This window comes from Shewanella halotolerans (assembly GCF_019457535.1).
Taxonomy (GTDB): domain Bacteria; phylum Pseudomonadota; class Gammaproteobacteria; order Enterobacterales; family Shewanellaceae; genus Shewanella; species Shewanella halotolerans.
Map to the genome: position 1 here is coordinate 1781252 of NZ_CP080417.1, position 24343 is coordinate 1805594.

General features: G+C 51.4%; 15 protein-coding genes. 5 read left to right on the top strand and 10 right to left on the bottom strand.

All coding sequences use genetic code 11. The annotated features are described in order from the left end of the window. Positions 1-174 precede the first annotated feature (174 nt). Together pta and ackA are read right to left on the bottom strand one after the other, a co-directional pair. A complete protein-coding gene (pta, locus tag K0H81_RS07670) occupies positions 175-2313 on the bottom strand; it encodes a phosphate acetyltransferase (protein WP_011866191.1) in 2139 nt (712 codons plus the stop codon). A gap of 96 nt (positions 2314-2409) precedes the next feature. Further along, complete coding sequence (ackA, locus tag K0H81_RS07675) at positions 2410-3606, bottom strand: acetate kinase (RefSeq protein ID WP_220060449.1); 1197 nt, start codon at positions 3604-3606, stop codon at positions 2410-2412. A gap of 195 nt (positions 3607-3801) precedes the next feature. On the opposite strand from ackA, the gene yfbV reads away from it, so the two are divergent. After that, positions 3802-4245, top strand: coding sequence for a terminus macrodomain insulation protein YfbV (gene yfbV / locus K0H81_RS07680; protein WP_220060450.1), 444 nt, complete (start codon positions 3802-3804; stop codon positions 4243-4245). Between the two features lie 6 nt (positions 4246-4251). On the opposite strand, the gene pflA is transcribed toward yfbV, so the two are convergent. From pflA to K0H81_RS07695, 3 genes are all read right to left on the bottom strand, one after another. After that, positions 4252-4992 carry a pyruvate formate lyase 1-activating protein gene (gene pflA, locus K0H81_RS07685; protein WP_220060451.1) on the bottom strand — a complete coding sequence of 247 codons (741 nt, stop codon included), beginning with the start codon at positions 4990-4992 and terminating at the stop codon, positions 4252-4254. 103 nt (positions 4993-5095) lie between these two features. Beyond that, complete coding sequence (gene pflB / locus K0H81_RS07690; RefSeq protein ID WP_144200652.1) at positions 5096-7378, bottom strand: formate C-acetyltransferase; 2283 nt, start codon at positions 7376-7378, stop codon at positions 5096-5098. A gap of 561 nt (positions 7379-7939) precedes the next feature. Then, a complete protein-coding gene (locus tag K0H81_RS07695) occupies positions 7940-9472 on the bottom strand; it encodes a DUF3360 family protein (protein ID WP_144200654.1) in 1533 nt (510 codons plus the stop codon). 961 nt (positions 9473-10433) lie between these two features. Here K0H81_RS07695 and focA point away from each other — a divergent pair. Then, a complete protein-coding gene (focA, locus tag K0H81_RS07700; RefSeq protein ID WP_220060452.1) occupies positions 10434-11960 on the top strand; it encodes a formate transporter FocA in 1527 nt (508 codons plus the stop codon). 171 nt (positions 11961-12131) lie between these two features. Here focA and K0H81_RS07705 read toward each other — a convergent pair whose 3' ends face one another. Continuing rightward, complete coding sequence (locus K0H81_RS07705) at positions 12132-13046, bottom strand: LysR substrate-binding domain-containing protein (RefSeq protein WP_220042774.1); 915 nt, start codon at positions 13044-13046, stop codon at positions 12132-12134. A 343-nt stretch (positions 13047-13389) separates the two neighbouring features. Between K0H81_RS07705 and yfcC the strand changes: the two genes are divergently transcribed. Then, positions 13390-14919, top strand: coding sequence for a putative basic amino acid antiporter YfcC (yfcC, locus tag K0H81_RS07710; RefSeq protein ID WP_220060453.1), 1530 nt, complete (start codon positions 13390-13392; stop codon positions 14917-14919). A gap of 72 nt (positions 14920-14991) precedes the next feature. Here yfcC and K0H81_RS07715 read toward each other — a convergent pair whose 3' ends face one another. Both K0H81_RS07715 and K0H81_RS07720 read right to left on the bottom strand, forming a co-directional pair. Further along, positions 14992-17679 (bottom strand): TonB-dependent receptor, encoded by a 2688-nt coding sequence (locus K0H81_RS07715; protein ID WP_220060454.1) that lies wholly within the window; start codon positions 17677-17679, stop codon positions 14992-14994. 979 nt (positions 17680-18658) lie between these two features. Beyond that, positions 18659-19726 (bottom strand): methyltransferase, encoded by a 1068-nt coding sequence (locus tag K0H81_RS07720; protein ID WP_220060455.1) that lies wholly within the window; start codon positions 19724-19726, stop codon positions 18659-18661. Between the two features lie 256 nt (positions 19727-19982). Here K0H81_RS07720 and K0H81_RS07725 point away from each other — a divergent pair, with 256 nt between their 5' ends. After that, the gene (locus K0H81_RS07725) at positions 19983-20639 is read left to right on the top strand and encodes a TetR/AcrR family transcriptional regulator (protein WP_220060456.1); all 657 of its coding nucleotides are present in this window, start codon (positions 19983-19985) and stop codon (positions 20637-20639) included. A gap of 62 nt (positions 20640-20701) precedes the next feature. Here K0H81_RS07725 and cysK read toward each other — a convergent pair whose 3' ends face one another. After that, positions 20702-21670: a cysteine synthase A gene (gene cysK, locus K0H81_RS07730; RefSeq protein WP_220060457.1), complete on the bottom strand. Its 969-nt coding sequence runs from the start codon at positions 21668-21670 to the stop codon at positions 20702-20704. Positions 21671-21933: 263 nt separating this feature from the next. On the opposite strand from cysK, the gene K0H81_RS07735 reads away from it, so the two are divergent. Further along, entirely contained in the window at positions 21934-23226 is a 1293-nt protein-coding gene (locus K0H81_RS07735; RefSeq protein ID WP_220060818.1) for an RDD family protein, read from the top strand. Positions 23227-23415: 189 nt separating this feature from the next. On the opposite strand, the gene cysZ is transcribed toward K0H81_RS07735, so the two are convergent. Further along, positions 23416-24189, bottom strand: coding sequence for a sulfate transporter CysZ (cysZ, locus tag K0H81_RS07740; RefSeq protein WP_144200669.1), 774 nt, complete (start codon positions 24187-24189; stop codon positions 23416-23418). Positions 24190-24343 lie beyond the last annotated feature (154 nt).

Below are 24343 nucleotides of genomic sequence, written 5' to 3' on the forward strand. Positions count from 1 at the left end.
TATGTTGAAGAGTCGATGCATAACTCTTAAGTGACTGAACTTAATTGGTAAATTTGTGTGGTCATTTTTTGACGCATTGTGTATCTCTGAATATTTTTTAATCTTGCCAAACCGTTTGAGTATAAAAAAAGCCTGTCTCGTGACAGGCTTTTTCGATCTTATGGCGAGTACAGATTAGTTCTGTGAGGCTTGAATCGCCGTCAGTGCGATGGTGTAGACGATGTCGTCTACCAGGGCACCACGAGACAGATCGTTAACCGGCTTGCGCATACCCTGCAGCATAGGGCCGATACTGATCAGGTCCGCACTACGCTGAACTGCCTTGTAGGTGGTGTTACCTGTGTTCAGATCCGGGAAGACGAACACGGTTGCCTGACCGGCCACAGGGCTGTTAGGCGCCTTAGACTGAGCCACGTTTGGCATCACGGCGGCGTCGTATTGCAGTGGGCCGTCGATCACCAGCTCAGGGCGTTTCTCCTTGGCGATACGGGTTGCTTCACGCACCTTATCGACGTCTGAACCTGTGCCTGAGCTACCGGTTGAGTAGCTGATCATGGCAACCTTAGGCTCGATGCCGAAGGCGGCGGCGCTGTCGGCCGACTGAATGGCGATATCCGCCAGCTGCTCGGCGTTTGGATCTGGGTTGATGGCACAGTCACCATAGACCAGTACCTGATCCGGCATCAGCATGAAAAAGATAGAGGAAACCAGGCTAGAACCGGGTGCCGTCTTGATCAGCTGTAGTGGCGGACGTATGGTGTTGGCCGTGGTGTTTACCGCACCAGAGACGATACCGTCGACTTCACCCTGTGCCAGCATCATGGTACCCAGTACCATGTTGTCTTCCAGCTGCTCACGGGCAACCACTTCTGTCATGCCTTTGTGGCGACGCAGTTCAACCATAGGCGCAACATAGCGCTCACGAGCGGTTTCAGGCTCGATGATTTCAACGCCTTCGCCCAAGGTTACCCCCTGTTGGCTGGCGATACGCTGGATCTCTTCAGGGTTACCAATCAGCACACAGCGGGCGATGCCACGCTCGGCGCAGATGGCGGCCGCTTCGATGGTTCTTGGTTCGTCACCCTCAGGCAGTACCACTGTCTTGGCCGCTGCGCGGGCAAGTTCGGTGAGCTTGTAGCGGAACGCTGGTGGCGACAGTCTGTGCTCACGCGGTGAGTTCATGGTGACGCTTTCTACCCAGCTCTGGTCGATATGGCTGGCAACATATTCCTGCACCTCTTCGATACGCACGGCATCATCCACAGGCACTTCATGGTCGAAGCGCTGGATGTTGAGCGAGGTCTGCCAGGTGTTGGTGTCAATCAAGAATACCGGTAGGCCAGTCTCGAAGGCTTGCTCACACAGGGCCATGATCTCAGGCTCTGGCTCGTAGCTACCTGTCAGCAGCAGTGCACCCACCTTAACACCGTTCATCGCCGCCAGACAGGCAGAGACGATCACGTCCGAGCGGTCGCCCGACGTCACCAGCAGAGAGTCTGTCTTGATGTGGGTAACCATGTTAGGAATACTGCGGGCGCAGAAGGTGACCTTGCGCAGACGACGGGTATTCATCTCACCGGCGTTGATGATGCGGGCACTCAAGTGCTTGGCCAAGTCTGAGGCGCGTGGCGCGACCAGATTCAGGTTATATGGCACGCTGCCTAGGATACGCAGCTTGCTCTTGCCGGGAAGTTGGAACATGCTTGCGGCGTCAGGACGCTGCACATCCTGGTGATCGAACACCTCTGACAGATCCGGGCGGGCGCGGCCTTCATCGTCTACCGGGGCACCAATCTTGTTGATGATGGCGCCAATGAGGCGTTTGTTCTTGCTGCCACCCCAGGCGTTGTGGGCGATTTCGAGACGGTTCATCAAGGCGGTCGGCGTTTCGTTACCCGGTGCGGCGACGAAGATGATGTCTGCATCCAGTGCCTTGGCGATCTCATAGTTGATGTCGTCAGAGAAAGGGTGGTTGCGGGTCTGTACCAGACCTTCGACGATCAGAGTCTCACTTGGGTCGGCACACTCGGTGGCGCGGGCGATGATCTGCTCCATCAAGACATCTGTCTGATCGGTGCGGATCAAGTGCTCGGCGTGAGCCATGTCGAAGGGCTCGAGCGGGTTAACCGTCGGCGACTTGCTAAGTATGGTGGTCGAACGCTCTGGGCCCTTATCGGTTGGGCGCTGCTGGGCGATAGGCTTGAAGAATCTCACCTTTACCCCGTGGCGCTCCAGTGCACGTACCATGCCTAGACTGATAGAGGTCAGGCCGACGCCGGTACCATTGGGGATGAGCATAATATTGCGAGACATAGTTACCTCTTATGCCCCGGCCAGACACTTGGCCGGGTCTTGTCAAAATTGGTGGCGGCGCTAGGTGCCGCGATAGCATTTACTGCTGCGATAACATTACTTTAGCAGTGAAACGGCGTCTTCGGCGATCACCCACTCTTCGTTGGTTGGGATCACCATGGCAACTGGACCATTGTCTGTGGTGATCTGTCCCTGGTTACCAAAGCGTGCCGCCTGGTTACGCGCTGGATCCACTTCGAAGTTGAAGATAGCGAGCAGGTTAAGCACCTTCTCACGGATAAGATCTGAGTTCTCACCGATACCGCCGGTGAATACCAAGGCGTCCAGACGACCCAGTGGCACAGTGTAAGAGGCGATATATTTGGCCAGACGGTAGCAGAAGATCTCAAGCGCCAGTGTCGCGCCCTTATGGCCTTCGGCGTAGCCTTCTTCGATGCCGCGACAGTCGTTAGTCAGCTCAGAGATGCCCAGCAGACCGCTCTGCTTGTTCATCAGGTTGTTGACTTCATCTAAGGTGTAACCCAGACGATCTACCAGGTGGTAGATGATAGAGGGGTCTATGTCACCACAGCGGGTGCCCATGACCAGGCCTTCTAGCGGTGTCAGACCCATAGAGGTATCGACACTCTTACCGCCTTTAACCGCGGTGACAGACGCGCCGTTACCCAGGTGGGCACAGATGACGTTGGTGTTGGCTAATTCTTTACCCAGCGCCTTGGCGGCTTCGCGGCTCACAAACAGGTGGCTGGTGCCATGCATGCCGTAGCGACGGATGCCGTGCTCACGATAGAGCTTGTAGGGCAGGGCATACACGAAGGCGCGCTCTGGCATGGTTTGGTGGAAGGCGGTGTCAAACACGGCTACCTGTGGCAGGCCAGGGAAAGAGGCCTGGGCGGCGCGAATACCAATAAGGTGTGCTGGGTTGTGTAGCGGTGCCAGGGCGGCACAATCTTCAATACCCGCGATCACGCTGTCATCGATCACCACAGAGTGGGTGAACTTTTCACCACCGTGAACCACGCGGTGACCGATCGCCTGGATCTGGGCGGCGACGTCAGGATACTGGCCCAGAATCTCTTTAACGATAAACTCGACCGCCTCGCGGTGGGCGGTGAAGGCCCCTAGCTTAGACTCGAATTTGTTGCCATCGACTTTCCACTTGATGCGTGAATCTTCCAGACCAAAGCACTCTGCTAGACCTGAGATCTGGTCGTCACCCGTAAGCGCGTCGATAATGGCGAACTTCAGTGATGAGCTGCCGCAGTTTAGTACCAAAACCAGTTTGTTAGACATGTTTAAAACCTTTTGCAAAGTGAGTGAATGACTGGCATTCACCAAAATTAAATGACCACAAAGCCTAGGGCCGGTGTCGCTTTAAATTCTCGTTCCTGAGATTAAGATTCGGTCTCTGCCAAGGCGATGCCGCTTGGGGCTGACGCTCGCCTTGTGCTATGGTAAAGACAGTCTCTTAAGTGTTAGGTGTCATCATTGACTGTTCAAGTGTTAAAAACCTTAGGGGTCGGTCGTCGCTATATGAAGACTTGGCCTATGGTTAGACAACTTAGTTTATATTTTCCAGAGTATCGCGTGATCCGCGCGACGGCTCTGGCGATTCGCTTGATGCCGCTGCTGGCCCTGCTGGCCGGCGGCAGTCAACTCTATCTTTATGGCTGGGCCTGGTTACCTCAGGCTATTACCATCGCCTTATTCTTTATCAGCTTGCCTATTCAAGGCTTGCTTTGGCTCGGTTGGCGAGCCAAGCATCCGCTGCCACTTTCTCTGCTGGATTGGGGCAATAATCTGTCCGCCAAGCTCCAAGGTATGGGAGTGGCTTGTCCCCCTCTCGGTGCCAGTGCCTGTTATCTGGACATGGCGGTCATCTTGAAGATGGCCTTCGAGCGTCTCGATAAGCACTACTGGGAAGCGCTCTAACCTTTGTTAGTACACGGCAGTTATGCCGGCTTCCACAAACACCTGTTTAATCTGTTCCATGGTTTCGCGCGATGGGGGAGAGATATCCTTGAGGGTGTACTCTTCGCCCATGGCTTCCCATTTGTGTTTTCCTAGCTCGTGGTAGGGCAGTAGCTCCACCTTCTCCACGTTGGTCATAGGTTTAATAAATTCTGCCAAGCCCTTTGCCGAAGCAATATCATCGGTATAGCCGCCCACGACCACATAGCGTATCCACACTTTTTGTTGGCGTTTTTGGAGATACTGGGCAAATTGCAGCGTGCGATGATTGCTGACATGGGTTAAGGCGATGTGTTGGTCGTCATCGATATGCTTGATATCGAGCAGTACCAAGTCTGTGTTATCGAGGAGTTCATCGATAACTGGGGTGTATTTACGGACGAAGCCGTTGGTGTCTAGGCAGGTGTGTATTCCTTGCGCTTTGCAGGCCTTGAACAGGGCCGCGACAAATTCGGCTTGCAGTATGGCTTCGCCGCCACTGGCAGTGACGCCTCCGCCGCTGGACTCGAGAAAAGGTCGATAGCTGATGATCTGTTCCATCAGCTCGTCGACCTCGATTTCACGTCCACCGTGAAGATCCCAGGTATCACGATTGTGGCAGTATTGGCAACGCATCAAACAGCCTTGCATAAAGGTGATAAACCGAATGCCGGGACCGTCAACTGTGCCGAAGGATTCCAGTGAGTGAATCCGCCCTTTTACTGTCATTGTGACTCCGAAAACTTCAATTAAAGTAGGCTGTGCTAAATTAGTGCACAGCCTAGCTTATATTCACCAAAAATCTAGCGTTTGACCGCTCGATTGACGGAAATTACATCCCTTTGGTGAAAGTACGTGTAATGACGTCCTGTTGCTGCTCTGGTGTCAGTGCGTTGAAGCGCACGGCGTAACCAGATACACGGATAGTCAGCTGTGGATACTTGTCTGGGTTAACCACTGCATCTTCCAGCATTTCGCGGTTCATCACGTTCACGTTAAGGTGTTGACCACCTTCGCGGGTCTCGTTGTGAGCGAAGTAACCATCCATCAGCGCAGCCAGGTTAGCGCGGCGACCGTCGTCATCTTTACCCAGGGCATTTGGCACGATAGAGAAGGTATAAGAGATACCGTCCTGTGCGTGAGCAAATGGTAGCTTGGCAACTGAAGTCAGTGAGGCGATAGCGCCTTTCTCGTCACGGCCGTGCATTGGGTTTGCACCCGGTGCAAATGGCGCGCCTGCTGGACGACCGTCTGGCGTAGTACCTGTCTTCTTACCATAAACCACGTTTGAGGTGATAGTGAGGATAGACTGAGTCGGGATCGCGTTACGGTACATCTTCTTGTGACGGATCTTAGCCATGAAGCGCTCAACCAGCTCGGTAGCCAGGTCATCGACGCGTGCATCGTTGTTACCAAACTTAGGATATTCACCTTCGATGTCGAAATCGACAGCGATGCCGTTTTCGTCACGAATTGGCTTAACCTTGGCAAACTTGATGGCTGACAGTGAGTCGGCAGCAATAGACAGACCAGCGATACCACAAGCCATGGTGCGACGTACGTCTCTGTCGTGTAGCGCCATCAGGGCCGCTTCATAAGAGTACTTGTCGTGCATGAAGTGAATCGCGTTTAGCGCAGACACATATTGAGTCGCTAACCACTCCATCATGGTGTCCAGGCGGCCCATCACATCGTCAAAGTCCAGGACTTCATCTTTGATTGGCTCAAACTTAGGACCTATCTGAGTCTTAAGCTTCTCATCCACACCGCCGTTGATGGCGTAAAGCATGGTCTTGGCCAGGTTGGCGCGGGCGCCGAAGAACTGCATGTGTTTACCAACAACCATAGGGCTCACACAACAGGCGATAGCGTAGTCGTCAGAGTCGAAATCGGGACGCATCAGGTCATCGTTTTCGTACTGAATAGAGCTGGTGTCGATAGAGACCTTAGCGCAGTACTTCTTGAAGTTAAGCGGCAGCTTCTCTGACCAAAGCACTGTGATGTTTGGCTCAGGGCTTGGGCCCATGTTGTATAGGGTGTGCAGGAAGCGGAAGCTAGACTTAGTCACCAGAGTACGGCCATCAAGACCCATACCTGCGATAGACTCGGTAGCCCAGATTGGGTCGCCAGAGAATAGCTCGTCGTACTCAGGGGTACGTAGGAAGCGCACCATACGTAGCTTCATCACGAAATGGTCAACCATCTCCTGAGCTTGCTGCTCGGTCAACACGCCATTGTTGATGTCACGCTCGATGTAGATATCCAGGAAGCTAGAGGTACGGCCAAGAGACATGGCGGCGCCGTTTTGGCTCTTCACTGCGGCCAGGTAGCCGAAGTAAGTCCACTGAATCGCTTCTTTAGCGTTGGTTGCAGGACCTGAGATGTCACAGCCGTAGCTGGCAGCCATCTGCTTCATTTGACCCAGGGCTTTGTGCTGCTCGGCGATCTCTTCGCGTAGCTGCATTGTGGCTGAAAGATCTTCACCCGCTTCAAACTGCGCTTGCAGTGAGCTGAACTGGGCAAATTTTTCCTGCATCAGATAATCGATACCGTACAGGGCGATACGACGGTAGTCACCAATGATACGACCACGGCCGTAAGCATCTGGCAGACCAGTCAGTACGCCAGACTTACGGCAGCGCATGATCTCAGGGGTGTAGATGTCGAATACGCCTTGGTTGTGAGTCTTGCGGAGTTCTGAGTAGACATACTTGATGTTTGGATCCAGTTCACGACCATAGGCAGCGCATGACCCTTCGACCATGCGGATACCGCCATTGGGTAACATGGCACGCTTAAGTGGCGCGTCTGTTTGTAGACCGACAATGGTTTCAAGATCTTGGTCGATGTAACCTGCTGCATGAGAGGTAATGGTAGAGACTTTGTCGGTATCGAAATCAACAGGTGCGTGGGTGCGGTTTTCCTGTTTGATACCTTCCATCACTTTGTCCCAAAGCGCGCTGGTCGCTTCGGTGGGGCCGGCTAGGAAAGATTCGTCTCCTTCATAGGGCTTGTAGTTCTTTTGAATAAAGTCGCGTACATTTACTTCAGACTTCCAATCACCAGGAGTAAAACCTTCCCACGCTTTGGTGAACAGCTCAGTTTTTTCGGTCATCGTACTAATACCTTCTGTTTGAGATAAAGGTTATTGGTTATCGATAGGCTGTCACTGCAGACGTTGCGATACACCAATAGCTATTCTTCGCAGCTCCCTTCAATGTATTACCCGGATGATGGGAACTGAATTATCGAACCGGTAAACCGTGTCGATTTAAATCTGTTTTACGCGATATCCGAAGCCATTTGACACTCACTGTCTAAATCGATTCGGTTATCGTTAAATTGGTAAGACCAATTAACCATATGCATAGTACCATATCTCCCTAGGCGCTGCATCTGAATCGGTCTGCTTTTGCCCGAGTTAATGCCAAAATTGCTATCGGGTTATCATTTTTGGCGCAAAATTTCGTTTGCATCTCACCTAAGAGTCGGTTATTTGCGCGAGGTGGTTCACACCTTTGTCTGACAACCTGTGACATCGATGATAAGGGTGATTCCCCGGCGTTATGAGCGCCATGCCCATAGGGCATATTGATGCCTGTTATCAGCAAGTTTGATGTAAGTATAGGGGAGATAAAAATGAAGAGGGCCTAAGCCCTCTTCGTCGTTTGCGCGATTAAAGTAGCGCTGGGATCCCTTGAATCATTCCCACTGCCAACATGGCGGCGAGACAGATAACAAAAGCCAGACCCGGAATGATCAGTCTGTCGGCTAGACTCAGGCTAGCGGCACGTTCTTTGTCGCCGATCAGGCCGTTATTATCTAGCAGCATGGTGAGTGCCCAGGCTAGCACAGGGTTGGCAACGAATGAGGCGAAGATACAGATCCCCGCCGCTTGGCTGCTTTGGGTGTCTTTCACCATCTGCATGCCGGCTTCCAGTAGTGGCAGGAATACGCCAACCAGCAAGGCGATTGACATCACAGGGCGCCATACGGTGACATCCATTGGATAACCCAGTACCGCGACTATGATACACAGGCTGCCCAGCAAGATGGCGCCGGCAGGAATAGGACGCTTAGCGATTGCCGCCGGGATCATGTAGGTACCCCATGAAGAGGTGATGTTACCGCCACCCACAGCTGTGCCCACAATTTGACGTAGCGAACAGGTGGTCATGGTGTCATCCACATCCATCAGCACTTTTTCTGTGCCTTTAGGGTAGTTCAGCTCCTGGAAGATACGGTGACCGAGGAAGTCTGGTGACCACATAGCAACCGCCAGGATGGCGAAAGGCAGTGATGCGATGAAGTGCTCGAAGTTAGGTAAGCCTAGCTGCCAGCCGTATTCCGTAGAGCCCCACCAGTACGCTGGGTTCAGGTTAGGGATGCCAGGCGCCGTAACAAATTGCAGATCTAAGCCGGCGCCGAGGGCGAAGGCCAGCGCAATTGCCGCGATAGAACAAAGCGGAATAGCCAGCCAGCGTTTACCCACCTTGGCCAGATAGGCGTAGAGAACGACGTTCACCAAGAGGATGAAGAAGGCAACATAGCCCAGGCTATAGTCCAGGGCGTGCTTGGCCTGCAGGCCACCGGCCCAGTCAAACAGCGAGGTGATCTGACTCTTGGCGCCCATGAAGCCCAGGAAGACCAAGAGGCCCCCCGCGACGCCGCTGGAGGTGAGGTTCACCAACCTGGAGCCACCTTTAAAGTAACTAAGCAGCAGACCAAAGATCCCCAGAAGGATCGCAAGCGCTAACGGGTGCGCGCCAGCTAAGGCGATGGTACCGATAAGCGGGATCATGGGGCCGTGGTTGCCGCCAAGGTTAGCGCGAGGGTTGATAAATCCGGAACTGATGATACAGAAGAGCAGGGCGGGGATGAGCATTTCGACGCGAACCACCTGAATGGCGAATTCGGCGCCCAGGTTGATGTGTTCCCAGCGCTCACTCAGGCCCGAAGCCCAGGCGGCCATTACGGCGGAATACATTACCGTGATGCCGATAGTACCAGCAATGGCGGGTACCAAGTCTTCCCACTCGAAGCGGAAGTCGCGTCCCGGCAGGTTGAGGCCCCAACGTCTGGGCTTCATGATCTGTAATTCGTGGTCTAAATATTCTTCACGAGTGGCAAACTCGCTGGCAGGACGGTGAAGCGCCTTGTAAGTCAGCTCAGAGGCTTCCATCTCTTCTTTTTTGACTGTTTCTGACATAATTTCTCATTCTCCGAAAAGAACTTATTGACTCATCGATTCGATGAAGACTTAGAGGTAATCCTTGCAAGTCAGCGAGTGTCGTTTGTTGAAAAACCCCCAGGTGCCACTCGAGTAACTTGTCCGCCCCCTAGAATGGATAAAACACCCTAAATCCGGCGAGCAGTTGCATCCCTAACGCTGTTTGAAATTGGTCTGACCAATTTACCTTATAAATCTTAACATAGTGAATTTCACCTGACATTAACTATCAATAAACTTGAAACTGGTGATTAGATGATTTGGGAGCTAGTTAACATCTTGTATCGCCATTTCAGATCAATTTTTACATTAGGCATATATATTGCGTTTGGATATGGATCGCGCCTTTTGTCACTTTTGGGAGCCACTCCCCCCATTCTCGGCAAATTAGAGATGCCTCGCACGGCTCACATTTTTGGCTGGGGCGGGCTTCACAAAAAGCCTGTGTGATGTGCGCCGTATCTCGAAAATGCTTATCTTCGCTTCTCGCTTCGTCTCCTGCGCGCCCTGACAAAGTGCTCGCCAAGGTTGTTAATCAAGATGCCTTATAGCTTAGGCAATAGGTGGTTAGTTGCCAGTTTGCCTTGGTGAGCCGCACGCCTTTACGCCTCATGGGCGCTTTTATCTCTATTTTCCTAAGTAACATTTTACTCCTTGTAACTTATTGTATTTATTTGGTTTAAAGGTTGTTTGTTGCTGACTTAACAACTTGCTTACCTCCAGGTCTGGTTATCAAATTTACTGATTGTCTCATTCATTATTATCAAATTTTATTCCCTTCCTTTAATGGCTAATCTCGGCACCAGAGAGTGAGGCAATAGGCTAACTCTTTGTAAAAACATTTATTAATCAATAGCCGTCTTTCGAGACTTGGCACTTGCGGAGATGATGTTAATGAAATTTCACCCTTGTTTTACGCTCGGCTGGAGATGGACGCGCCATGACGATACCTAATCTAGTGCCATTAGCAGCCAGGCGGGTCGAGCCAGCGCCTTTGAGCGAGCCTAGCCTGTGTCAACGCGCCGCGACTTATGGTCAGGAGAAGGTGACTAAGCAGGCGATGCAGTCTATCGGTCAGGCTATGTTTGCCGGCGCCTTTATCGCGCTCGCCTTCGTGTTTTATCTCACCGTCACTACGGGGGCGTCGGGCGATTGGGGCATGGTACGCCTCGTTGGCGGCCTGGCTTTTAGCCTAGGGCTGATGTTGGTGGTGATCTGTGGTGGCGAGCTGTTTACCAGTAGCGTGCTGAGCAGTGTCGCCTGGGCGCAGAAACGTGTCAGCACGCAGGAGCTGCTGGCCTGTTGGGGACGCGTCTATCTGGGTAACTTTTGCGGCGCCATGTTCATGCTGGCATTGATCCTCAGTGCCAAGATGTACCTGTTAGACGGCGGATTATGGGGCCTCAATGCCTTAAAGGTCACCCAACATAAGCTGCACCACTCCTGGGGCCAGGCGTTTGCCCTGGGTATCTTATGTAACATGCTGGTTTGTTTAGGGGTTTGGATGACCTTCGCCAGTAAGGAGGCGCTGACTAAAGCCATCTTGTTGATGCTACCCGTGGCGATGTTTGTCAGCAGCGGCTTCGAGCACAGCATAGCCAATCTCTTTATGGTGCCGCTGGGGATCGCCATTAAGCAGCTGGCCATCTGGGGCTGGTATCAGATCCCCGGATTTACCGCCGAGCAATTTAGTGATCTGACACTGCTTCATTTTCTGACCAATAACCTGATCCCTGTGACCGCGGGCAATATCGTCGGCGGTGGCCTAGTGGTGGGGTTGGGTTACTGGTGGATAGATTCAAGTAAGGCACGTATTGGCCCACTCGCTCAGGTGACATCTATGTCGGTGCATCTCGAGCCCGTGTTAAGCCGCAGTGATCAGAGTAACAGACAGGACAACGGCAGCGAGCTCGCTGCACATTCAATCTCAATATTATCTAGTAAAGCTTGTAGGGGAGAGACCCAAATGCCTAAATCGATTCAAAAACTAAATGTCAGTGCGCTGATGGAGCAGACACCTTTTACCCTTGCACCTGAGCTCTCTGTGTATGAGGGGCTTAAGCAGCTCAACGAGGCGCAGCTGCGCGGCGCGCCCGTGGTTGATGCTAAGCAACGTCTGCTGGGGTTTGTCTCTCAGCAAGATCTGCTGCGTAGCCTATGGTCAGAAGAGTTTGTCCGTGGCATTAGCTACAAGGTGGCCGATCTGATGCAGACCCGTGTGCTGACGGTAACCCCTGATGATGCGGTGGCCGACCTGATAGAGGTGATGGTGGTAGATCGTGACAAGCTGTTTCCCGTGAGTGACATGGGCTTGTTGACCGGCCATACCTATGCCAGTTACGAGGAGCGACTGCGCCACGCCAGCGCGAGTAAGCCCAGCTGTTTTCCCGTGGTCAGTGAAGGCAAGTTAGTTGGGGTGATTAACCGAGAGTCCATCGTAGCCAAGGTATGCGCCATCTACGAATAGTGTCCAAGACCAGCTGTAAACAACAAAAAAGGGGCGAATGCCCCTTTTTAATGTCTACTGAATTGCTGGCTCAACTGTCTGTTTGATTTCCAGTTTAATTGCCCGTCCAAGTGCCGACTCATTTTACCTGTGAGTTAAGCAGGCAGTGAGTTGTGCAACTAACCAAATTCGCTATTTATTGCTTTTGGCGTGCTGGCGATGTTTGCTCAGGCGTCTGGCCTCGGTGATCACGCAGTCACGTAGCGGATTCTCGCCTGAATCGCAGCGCCACACGAAGGAGAGGTGCCTCTGCATGTTGAGCTGCGGTGTCGGTAAGATAACCAACTCGCCGGCGGCGACCTCTTTCTCCACATCCAGGAAAGGCAGGCTACTCAGATAGGGGCCATTTTTCACCAAGGCCTTGAGCAGGGAGACATGCTCATACTCTTTCCATACGTTGAGCTTTTCGATGACACCGTGAATGGCTCCCTCGAAGATGCGGCGGGTCCCTGCGCCTTGCTCGCGCAGCACCCATCTTGCCTGTTCAAGCTGCGCCAGGCTGATGTTGGTCTGCTTGGCATAGGGATGATGTGGCGAGGCGACCACCACCAGATGATCGTCTAACCATTGCTCCTGATAGAGTCGGCTGTCGTCGTTGCGGCCTTCTATGATGCCAAAGTCATATTCGTAATTAAGTAAGCCCTCGACCACGTTCTCGGTATTTTCCACTGTGAGCTCGATCCTAAGTTCGGGAAAATCGGTATCGATTTTACTGATGAGCTCAGGCAGCAGATGCTCGGCGGCCGTCTGACTCGAGCATAAACGAAAACGACCACTTATAAGGTGTTGTTCGTGAAGGCCTAATTCGATCTGTTGTGCATCTTGCAGCAGGCGTCTTGCCCTTGGGCGCAACCAGTTCCCCCAGTGGCTGAGGGTGAGGCGATTGCCCTGTCTGATAAACAGCGGGCGGCCGAGCAGGTTCTCCAGCTGGCCAAGGGACATGCTGACGGCAGACTGTGTCATTGACAGTTTTCGCGCCGCGGCACTCACACTTTCCAGGCTGGCTACGGCATCGAACACCATGATTTGTTTTAGTGAGTACTTCATCGACCTTGTGGCGTCCTAACTGATTTGAACAATAAAGAAAACTATCAATAAAATTGATGCTTGTGTGATATTGATTGTATGAGTGCCCGGGTGCTTTCACAAGTAAAGCGTTGATTTTATCTAAGTTACTCGACCTGCCTCACTCTTTGCCCGCGTCTTGTGCGCCCCATGACATTTCTTGCCAATACGTGAATCCTATCTAGGGATGCTTGAGTCATTATGGTCGCCTGGTCTGAGCGTTATCCCTTATTCGCTGGTAAGGGGGATTCTTGTGCAGTGAAAAGGGAATTGGTTTATATTGGCGGGCAATAACTTAGATTCCAAGAATAACCATGGAAAAGCAATGGCAAATCAAGCGCCTTCCCCGGCGGCGAATCCGCAAAAGAAAATTCATTTACCCGATACCTTAGTGATCATCTTCTTCGTGGCCCTGGCCGCCATGTTGCTAACCTATCTGGTACCCGTCGGCTCCTTCGAGACCCAGGAGATCCATTATCTTGCCGATGGCGTAGAAAAACAGCGTAGTGTGGTCGACCCGAACTCGTTTCGCTTTAGCCTGGATGAGGCCGGAGAGCATCTCAAGCAGCCGGTCGCCCTGTTTGAGGGAGGCGGAGGCGTAGGTTTCTTTAACTTTGCCTTCGAAGGCTTAACCTCGGGTTCTAAATGGGGCACCGCCATTGGGGTGATCATGTTTATGCTGGTGATAGGCGGCGCCTTCGGCATAGTGATGGAAACCGGCACCATAGATAACGGCATCATAAGGCTTATTGATAAGACCCAGGGCAATGAGCGCCTCTTCATTCCCGCGCTCTTTATCCTGTTCTCCCTTGGTGGCGCCGTGTTTGGTATGGGGGAGGAGGCGATCGCCTTTGCCATCATTATCTGCCCTTTGATGATACGTTTAGGCTTCGATGGCATCACCACTGTGATGGTGACCTATGTGGCGACTCAGGTGGGCTTTGCCAGCTCCTGGATGAATCCCTTCAGCGTGGCGATTGCCCAGGGCATCGCCGGCATTCCCGTGCTGTCGGGCGCTGGGGTAAGGGGCCTCATGTGGGCAGGCTTCACTCTGATGGGGGTGATCTTTACCATGCGCTACGGCGCCAAGATCCAGGCCAATCCCCAAAGCTCACTCTGTTATGAGTCGGACAGATATTTTCGCGAGCATCATGCCGCGAGCGAATTACAGAGCCGGTTTAACCTTGGCGATAGCCTGGTGCTGCTCACCATCTTGCTCACGGTAATCTGGGTGATTTGGGGCGTTGTCGCTAACGCCTGGTTTATTCCTGAAATTGCCAGTCAGTTCTTTGCCATGGGGATTGTCGTGGGGATGATTGCGGTGATCTTCAGGCTCAATGGTATGACGCTGAATCGTATGGCGACCAGCTTCAAACAAGGCGCTGGCACCATGCTCGAGCCAGCTCTGCTGGTTGGCTGCGCCTCGGGGATCTTGCTGCTTCTCGGTGGCGGCAAGCCTGATGAACCAAGCGTACTCAACACCTTACTCAATAGCGCAGGCGGACTGATTGGCCAGTTACCTGCGGTCGCTTCGGCCTGGTTTATGTTGCTGTTTCAGTCGGTGTTCAACTTCTTTGTGACCTCGGGGTCGGGTCAGGCGGCGTTGACCATGCCTCTGATGGCTCCTCTTGCCGATATCGTCGGTGTGTCCCGCCAGGTGGCCGTATTGGCCTTTCAGTTGGGGGATGGTTTTACCAATGTGCTGGTACCGACGTCGGCGTCATTGATGGCTACATTAGGTGTATGTCGCGTCGATTGGGGCATTTGGGTCAAGTTTATCTGGCGTTTCATGTTGGCGCTGTTTCTGGTATCTAGCCTTGTAGTGGTTGCTGCTCACTATCTCGGCTTCGTCTAAGAATAAGCCTTTAATTTTGGCAATAAAAAACGGCATCCTAGGATGCCGTTTTTTCATTTAAGTTCAGTGAGATTAGAACTTCACTTCACCTTCTAGGAACCACTCACGACCACGTGCGTTGTACACTGAACGTGGGTAGTGCGGCCAAGAAGTATCGGTTGGGTCGAAGTTAGGACCTGCATCGAACAGGTTAACTACGCCAGCTTTCACCTTGATAGCATCAGTGATGTTGTAACCTGCAGTCAGGTTCCACTTAGTTTGTGATGCCACTTCGTGTGCGCTCTCATCGAATGCTTCGTTGTTGTCGATAGCAGATTGCTTGAACGACTTGTACTGAACACCGTGCATACGCGCAGTGTGGTAAGCACCTAAGGTCGCTTCGAAGTCATCGATGTAGTAACCCAGTACAACGTTTGCACGGTACTGTGGCAGACCACCGTTTTCTAGATCGTCTTCAACTGGATCAGTTGGTGACAGTTGGTACTCAGACAACAGGATGTAAGTACCGGTGAAGTTAAGCTTCAGCTCACCAATGTTGTCCAGATCCCAGCTATAACCAGCAGTGATATCTAAACCACGTACTTTTTGGAATGCCAGGTTCTGTGCAACGGCGTTCACGTGAGTGATAGTGCCGCTTGCATCACGAGTCAGCATGCTTTCGTACTGTTCATATTCACGAGCAGCCTTGCTAGCGCTGATGTCGCTAACCATGTCATCCAGTTTCCATTCCCATAGGTCGAATGATGCGTTGAGTGCATCACCGCCCCATACCGCGCCTATGTTAGCAGTGTAACCAGTTTCGGCTTCCAGATCTTTGTTAGCACCTGTTGTAGTGTCTACGTGCAGTTCTTTACAAACAGCATTCAGTGTTTCATCGCCTGGGTAGCCCTGACCTGGAGTACCACCAAGCGCTTGACACTGTTTGAAATCGATAACAGTAGAGAAGCCCTTAGTCGCATCGCCATACACGCGGTGCATGTCTGGTGCACGGAATACTGAGCTGATAGAACCACGAACCAATAGTTCGCTTAGCGGACGGTATTCAATAGTCAACTGTGGAGACAGGTTGCCACCGAAATCGTCATAGCGGTCATAACGTAGTGCCGCGTCGACAGTCAGTACGTCAAGAACGGGTAGGCTCAATTCGGCATAAGTTGCCCAGAATGAACGCTCACCGGCACCTGAAGAACCACCAGTGGTCAGGATGTTACCTTTCTTAGACTCTGAATCTGTGTTGGTTTCATAGTCTTGCTCTGTGTACTCAGCACCGAATGCAAACTGAGCGTCACCCGCTGGCATTTCGAAGGCCATACCAGAGATGTTAGCCTGGATGTTCTTCTGAGTAGACTGAGCCTTCTCAAATGGTGAGTAAGAGGCTTGTTCTACATCTTCTGCGCTCATGTTCTTCAGCAGAGAGTTGCCGTTTTCACCGGCAGTGATGTAGTCGAACATGCCGCCAACAGTAGCATAACCACTGCGGAACACGTCTACGTTAGTACGGCCGTAGTTAACTGATGCATCCCAGCTGTATTCATCAGCCAGTGTGCCTTCCAGGCCAGCGGTGAAGAAGTAGTTACGCGTCTTAGTTTCGCCAGCACGGTTGCTGAACTCATGTAGACGACGTAGGTAGTTGTAATCACCATCGGTTGCGTTGGCGAAGTCACCGCCTAGGGCAGTAGTCTTGTCTGCAAAAGTCTTGCTTAGATCGCCATTGCTTACGGTGACGCTGTTGCCTGCAACTTTGATGTCGTAGTCGTTGATCGCCATAGGCTCGATGTTAGTGGTAGATTTCGCTTCGGCAAAATCTAAACGACCTACGAAGCTAATGTCGTCAGCCAGCTCATAGTTGAAGTTGGTCGAGCTGATGAAGCGTGAGCTCTTAGGTTGTAGGTCGCGCCATTCTGAACGGTCGAAACCACACAGAGAGCCAGTCCACAGATAACCACCAGCTGTACACTCTTCTTCAGTCAGTTGACGTGCGCCAGTGCCAGAACCTACGATGCGAGCACCGTACGAGCTATAAGAAGAAAATTCGCTGTGTGGGACTTTGTCTGTGTGAAGACCGAAGTTTTCACGATCAGTCGCTTTTAGCTGCTCGTTGTCGGTGAACTCGATGAAGGTCGATACATTACCGCGATCAGATGAAGCACCCAGAGAAAGCGCGATACGGTCGCTTCCGCCGCCACCGTTAGTGGTGTCACCGTGACGGTACTTAAGTGCTACGCCTTCGAAGTCTTTTTTCAGGATGATGTTGATCACACCACCAACGGCGTCAGCACCGTAAATAGCAGAACCACCAGATTGCAGTACTTCGATACGTTGTACGGCTTCCATAGGCAGGTTAGCAGTATCCACGAAGTTATCGGTACCACCAGATGGCTTTGGATATTGGTTTAGACGCTTACCATTGATCAGTGTCAGCGTACGGTTAGCACCGGCGCCACGTAGACTGATAGAAGAGGCGGCTGGTGTGAAACCGTGAACTGACTGAGTGGTCATTGCACTGGTGGTTGAAGTTAGGCTTTCCAACGCATCTTGAACGTTAGTGAAACCCTGTTTCGCCATGTCTTCTGCACTCATGACGGTAACAGGTGTAGCCGTTTCCATATCGGTACGCTTAATACGTGAACCTGTTACTTGAATACGTTCTACGCTGTCTTCATCTGCCGAATAAACGGCAGGTACGCTTAGTGCTGCCGTCGCGGCACCACCAATTAATGCGAAACGAACAGCTTTAGCCAATATAGAATTAGGCTGCATTATGTTTCTCCCTGAGACTTATTTTAATTTTTGATTTGAACACTTATGGATTGACCGTTTGTATTCGATCTAAGTGTCGATCTTTATTTAGTAAAAACTTTTCAAATATTTACTTATATTGATAAATCTTTACCTCGTGCTCGATATAATCATAGAGAGGTAACAACTGCAACAAGGCGGCTACAGCCGATACGCCTGCTCACGCACTTAGATTTTTATCCTTTTTTTAACAAAGCAAAAACAATTAACATTGCAAGATGAGTGTTAAATAAGCGATTTATTTCAAAATGCTTATGTTTGTTGCTTTTTGTGGTCTATTGTTTCTTTTGTGTAAATTTGGGTGGATTTATTTGTTTGGTTTTTGTTTGTGCTTATGTGCTTGGTTGTTTTTTATTTGTGCTGTTTGTTATTTAAAAAAAATACAAAAAATATGAAAAATATTGTGGAAATGATTTGTTTGTGACCAAAATCACCTCTATTAATGCCTGTTTAATTGTTTATATATTGTTAACAGTAAGGTCTGGGGTTATTAATCTCTAATACTAATGTGCGGTGTTTTTCTTAATTTATGGTCTATTTGGTGCCCGTGATAAGTCATTACTATTAAGCTTGAGGGGTAGGCTTGTTAAATCTGTGTTGCTCATTTCCGCGGGACTATGTACACCAATAAGAGGGGAGGAAAAGGAAGAGGAAGGAAAAAGGAAGTCACCTTGACGGGCGACGGTTTGTTGGCTGAGCAGGAGCTTAGCGACACTCAGGTGGCTTCGCCGGATTTGGCGTTAGGCTAATGTACATTCACCAAGCGCCTATTAATCTATGGCTCATTAACCTGAGTACACTCCGCCCTAAAGAGCGTGGTAGCCTAAAGAGGATAGAGAGAAGAGAGAACTAGGTAGACCGCATGCCTGGGGTCATTGGTCTACCTAAGATTTAAGGTTATAGATTTAAGGTTAAAGATTTAAGACTTTAGGTTTAAGTATCAAGACTTTCTACGACAGCGCAGCAAGGTATGGCCCAATCCTATATTATCAATATCCTCGTCGACATAGAGGCCTGCCGATGAGATCAGCTTAAGCAGATCTTTCGAGTGGTACATGCGGCTATTGCCGTTTGCCATGGCAGTGAAGTAGAGCGAGGTGGCATTGACACAATAGGCACCGGCTTCACAGGGTTGTCTGTCCCAGAAGGTCTCTAAGATACAGAGTTCGCTATGGGAAGCCATATTGGCGGCGGCTAGTTTTAATATGGTCAGTATCTGCTCCTCGGAGAAGCAATCTAAGAACTGACTCATCCAGTAAAGATCTCCCCCCTTAAAGAAAGGCGTATCCGCCTTTAACAGATCGCATTCGAAGCCATGGATACGGTCACTCAAGCCCTTGTCCTTGGCATTTTCCATGGCGACCTTCAGCTGACCGGGGAGATCCATGATGGTGACTTCGACCTCGGCATCGTAGCGGGTGCAGGCAAGGGCCCATTTTCCCGTGTTACCGCCGATATCCACCAGTGTCTTCGGCTTGGCCTTAAAGATCAGTGGCAGCACAGTGCCAAAGGCGTGATCGGAATAGAAGTGGTCGAACTCGAACCAGCTCTGCTTGGCCGCCGGTGGCAGCTGGCTTAAACCAGGATAGATGGTCTGCCAATCACCAAATACTTTAAGCCCACTGGCTTCGCCATTCTCCAATGCCTTGTCGAGTTCGAACATGCCTTGATAACAAACGTCATGGTTGAAGTTAAGGTTGACTCTGGACATCTCATCGTGAAGCAGGAAATGGCCTATCTTGTCCAGGTGGAAGCCTTGATCATCTTGCCAGACGAGTCCCATGCTCAGGGCCATATCCAGTAGGACGCCAACGCCATAGTCTGAAAGTTTAGCCTGGCTCGCGAGCTGTGCGCGGCTCGAGCCTGGTTTAGCTTCGATTTGGGCTAATAGATCGAATTTCAGCAGGCAACGGGCAACCTGGAAGGTTATGGGAGCGAATGCGATTTTTTGTGCTTCAAATTTGGCATCAAATGCCGATATCTGTTTCGGCGATTGGTAAAAGTCCATCAGAGTCCTGACGTTTGAGTGAGTGAAATGCCATCCACTCTAGCCCGATCCCCTGCAGAGAACATCAAGTCTATGTCGTTTTATCGACCTGGCTCGCGAAAACAGTCCCAAGATAGCTGAAATTATCGACGATACAAGGCGTTATTGGTCACTGAGAAGGGGCGTGTAACGACGCTGTGCTAGGTCAAGTGTTACTCAGGTGTTAATATAGCATGAGCTCTGTCGCCGACGGCATAGATCGATAAGGATAGAATTAATGCAGCAACCTCTTAGTTATGTTGGACGTATCACCCACAGGGCCGATGGTGAGGCGCGGCGCGTGGCCATCTTAGAGGCAACCCTAAGGTTGATCGTCAAGGAGGGGGTACGCGGCGTGCGTCATCGCGCCGTGGCAACAGAGGCGCAGGTACCGCTTGCCTCGACCACCTATTACTTTAAAGATATCAAAGATCTGATCAGCGACGCCTTAACCTACTTTGCCGAAAAAACTCTGTGGATGAATAACACTCTGGAGCAGAAGAGTTTTCAGCTACTCGAGGGGCTTAAAGTGGACAGTCACCAGATGGCCCCTGACAAGGTGGCGGCGCATCTGACCGATTTTCTTTGCGAGCATATTCAAACTCAGGTGAGTCACAGGGATGATCGCATTCTCGAGGTGGCGTTTCACGAAGAGGCGCTGCGCAATCCAGCGCTAGCCGAGGCGATTCAGCTGCTGGACAATGGCTTTGTCAGCACTATCGAGCAGTTTTTTACCGCCTTAGGATCAACCACGGCCAATGCCGACGCCCATCAGCTACTGGGGCTGATTCGTTGGGTAGAGTATCAGAGTATTATCAGTGGCAATCCGGACAGTGACTTTCTAAAGCAGACCCTTGGCGCCTGTATCGACAAGATCCTGCGCGCCATAAAATAAAGCCCCAATAGTTTAAAACTATTGGGGCCTCAAGTGAGTTAACCTGCCTTATTAGGCGAGTCTTACTGAACGTTTTCCGCGTCGCCAAATTGGCCTTGGAAGAGGACAGAAGAGAGGTAACGCTCGGCCGCAGATGGCAGGATCACCACTATGTTCTTGCCTTCAAACTCTGGCAAGTCGGCGATACGGTTAGCCGCAACAACTGCTGCACCCGAAGAGATACCTACCAGGATACCTTCCTCTTTCATCAGACGCTGGGCCATCTCGATCGCTTCTTCGTTGGTCACGGCCTCTACGCGGTCGACTACGTCGAGATCCAAGTTGCCTGGGATGAAACCGGCACCGATACCTTGGATCTTATGTGGACCAGGCTGTACAGGCTGACCGGCCATGGTCTGGCCAATGACAGGAGAGTCTGCAGGCTCAACCGCAACCGAGGTGATCGCCTTGCCCTGGGTTTGCTTGATGTAACGACTTACACCGGTAATGGTACCGCCGGTACCCACGCCCGCCACAACCACATCGACTTCACCGTCTGTGTCGTTCCAGATCTCTGGACCTGTGGTCTTCTCGTGGATCTCAGGGTTGGCTGGGTTATCGAATTGACCCAAGATTAGGTATTTTTCTGGCGCAGATTGACGCAGCTCTTCAGCCTTGTCGATGGCGCCCTTCATACCCTTGGCACCTTCGGTCAGCACAAGATTGGCACCCAAGGCTTTAAGCAGCTTGCGACGCTCGAGGCTCATGGTGTTTGGCATGGTCAGGGTTAGCTTATAACCACGGGCCGCGGCGACATAGGCCAGTGCGATACCTGTGTTGCCTGAGGTCGGCTCAATCAATTCTTTGTCTTTAGTGAGCAAGCCCTTCTTTTCGGCGTCCCAAATCATATTCGCGCCAATACGACACTTTACACTAAAGCTAGGGTTACGGGCCTCAACCTTGGCGAGCACATTTCCCTTGCTGACGCGATTTAGGCGAACAAGAGGTGTATTACCTATGGTATATGAATTGTCTTCGAAAATTTTACTCATGGATTACTTGCTCCTTAATGTATACAGCTAAATCATAGTGTGGTTTGGGCGCATTAGAAATGATAGTTTCATCTTCGTTATTCTTTTCTGTTATAAAAGCTGTCACTTATATCATAATTACATCGCTAAGGGGGCTGGTCTAATGGGGATCCTATTGATAACTTAGCGAAATGTATCAGGCCCGCTAGCCAAAATAATCAGAATAATTCGCAGGGAGCAGATGAGTGAGCAGCACAAACGATAGGATAGGGGATGCGGCGAATATGCCGAGCACAGCGCATCAATCTGCGAGCCCTGAGTCAGCTAAAAAATCTAAGACCAAAGATGTTAAAACGAAAGCTCCTAAGACCAAAGACCCTAAGACAATAGTCACCCCCTTCGCCTTTCATGTGGCGCCAGAGCTGCTCTATACCCCGCTGGCCTCGCCACTCAAGCGCGGCCTAGCGATGCTGATCGATGGTTTGCTGATTAGCGTGTTGGCCGAGCAGGCCGGCGCCCTGTTTATTCTCCTGGTCGGCTTAACCTTAGTCATTGAGCGTCGCAGCCATCAACTGGGCAAGGCGCTGAAGTGGGGCCTCTATCTTGCCATGCTCTTGATGACAATCTGGGTCACCAGCGACAATATCATCTCCTACGGCGATGCGGATAAAGGTAAAGACGGGGAGAAAGTGGCGCAGACCACAGGCCAACAGGCGGAGTCCTTGAATGCACTAAAGGTCATGCCGCAGATCTTAGCCCTTAGTCTGTGTGAGGAGGCAAGCTGCGCCGACGAGAAGTTAACCAAGCTGCTTGGTGCGATGGACAGCTTAAAGGCAAGCGACAGGGAGAAAGTGGCGCTGGCATCTCAGCTGATCGACGAGCTGTCTCTGCCGAGTCAGGAAAAACAAGCACTGATGCAGCGCCTAAACCAGGCCTATCCCAATGCTTACGCAGTAAATCAAGAAGCGATGAAGCAAGAAGCACTGAAGCAAGAAGCACTGAAGCAAGAGACAGTGAAGCAAGAGGTGGTGGAGCAAGAAGCTAGCGAGTCAAGCCCGGCGCCTAAGGCGGAGCTAGATGGGACTGAAGCAGTGCTGGACAAGCAAGTGAGCAAGGTCGCCGAGCCAAGCCAACAAGCCTTAATGGATGAGCCAGCAGCGCTAGGGATTGACCTGGACAAACTTGATGAGGAGGAAGATAAGCCTTCGCCCTACAGCCTGCTGGAATGGGCCAAAGGCATCTTAAACGATCTCGGGCTCGGCTTTGGCTGGGCCGCCTTCTACTTCACTATCTTTACCGCCTGGTTCGATGGCCAGACACTGGGTAAGAAGCTGCTCAACATTCGGGTGGTGCCGCTGGATGCATCGTCTATCTCGCTATGGGATGCCTTTGGACGATATGGCGGCTATGGCGCCGGTTTCGCCACAGGTTTACTCGGATTCCTACAGATATATTGGGATGCTAACCGTCAGGCGATTCAAGATAAGATCTCCGAGACAGTGGTGATCGATCTCTCTAAACCCAGAGAACTGCCTAAAGAGATGCCTAGAGAGGAGCCCGCCGAGGCAATCGTATAGGTAACTGTTTAGGTAAGGGTTATCGCCTAGCCAATAAGCCAATTGTTGCCTGTGAAAGCTGCTGGCAGCCCCGGGGATAACTGAGTCGACTGAGTCGAGTTAAGCCATTAAAAAAGCCTGCAATTGCAGGCCTTTTTTATTGAAGTCATTTTCATAACGTCGTTGCGTTTAAGAGACTTGAGGTGAGCACTATTCCGGCGCAATCTGCGCGTTGCGGTAGGCGGCGCGGTACTTGTCTACCCACATAGAGGTGGCGCCACAGATGGCAACCGGCATTACGATAAAGTTAATGATGGGGATCATCGAAAACAGGGTGACTGCGGCGCCGAAGCTAAAGCTGCTGCCCTTGGTCTGATTGAGGGCAAACTTCATATCATTAAAGGGCACCTTGTGGTTATCGAAGGGATAGTCACAATATTGAATCGCCATCATCCAGGCGCTAAACAGAAACCAGAGCACAGGCGCGGCGGTCTGGCCGATGAAAGGCACCCAGAACAAAATGAGAAACAGTATGGCTCTGGGCAGGTAATATTTCAGTTTCATCCACTCGCGCCCCAGGATGCGCGGCAGATCTTTAATCAGATCTATGGTGCCGCCGGTATTGAGGTCTTTGCCGGTGAGATATTGCTCAACCTTCTCAGCCAGTAGGCCGTTGAAGGGGGCGGCTATCCAGTTCATGACCGAACTGAAGATAAAGGAGAGCACCACCAAGAGGGTAAGCACCGCCAGCGGCCAGAGCAGGAAGTTCAGCCAGCTCAGGTACTCTGGCAGTTGACCATTGATCCATTGAAACACCTGTTCCAGCTGGCCGATGGCGAAGTAGATCACCGCCGCAAACAGCACCAGGTTGACGCTCAGCGGGATGAAGACGAAGCGTCTCAGGCCGGGCTGTTTGATCAGCCGAAAGCCATCGAGAAAATAGTTCACGCCACTCTTAGCGGGCTTGCTTGCTTTTTGATTCATAGTCTTATCTGAATATCCTTATTTCGTGCTTAAGGCCGATTGTGTGTCAGCCCTGTTGTAAAAACAAGGGTGAAATCACGCCACGTAACAGAAAAAACGTTACAAAATGCGGCATGCTTTGATAAAGTGGCTAGCAATAATAACAGCGATACCA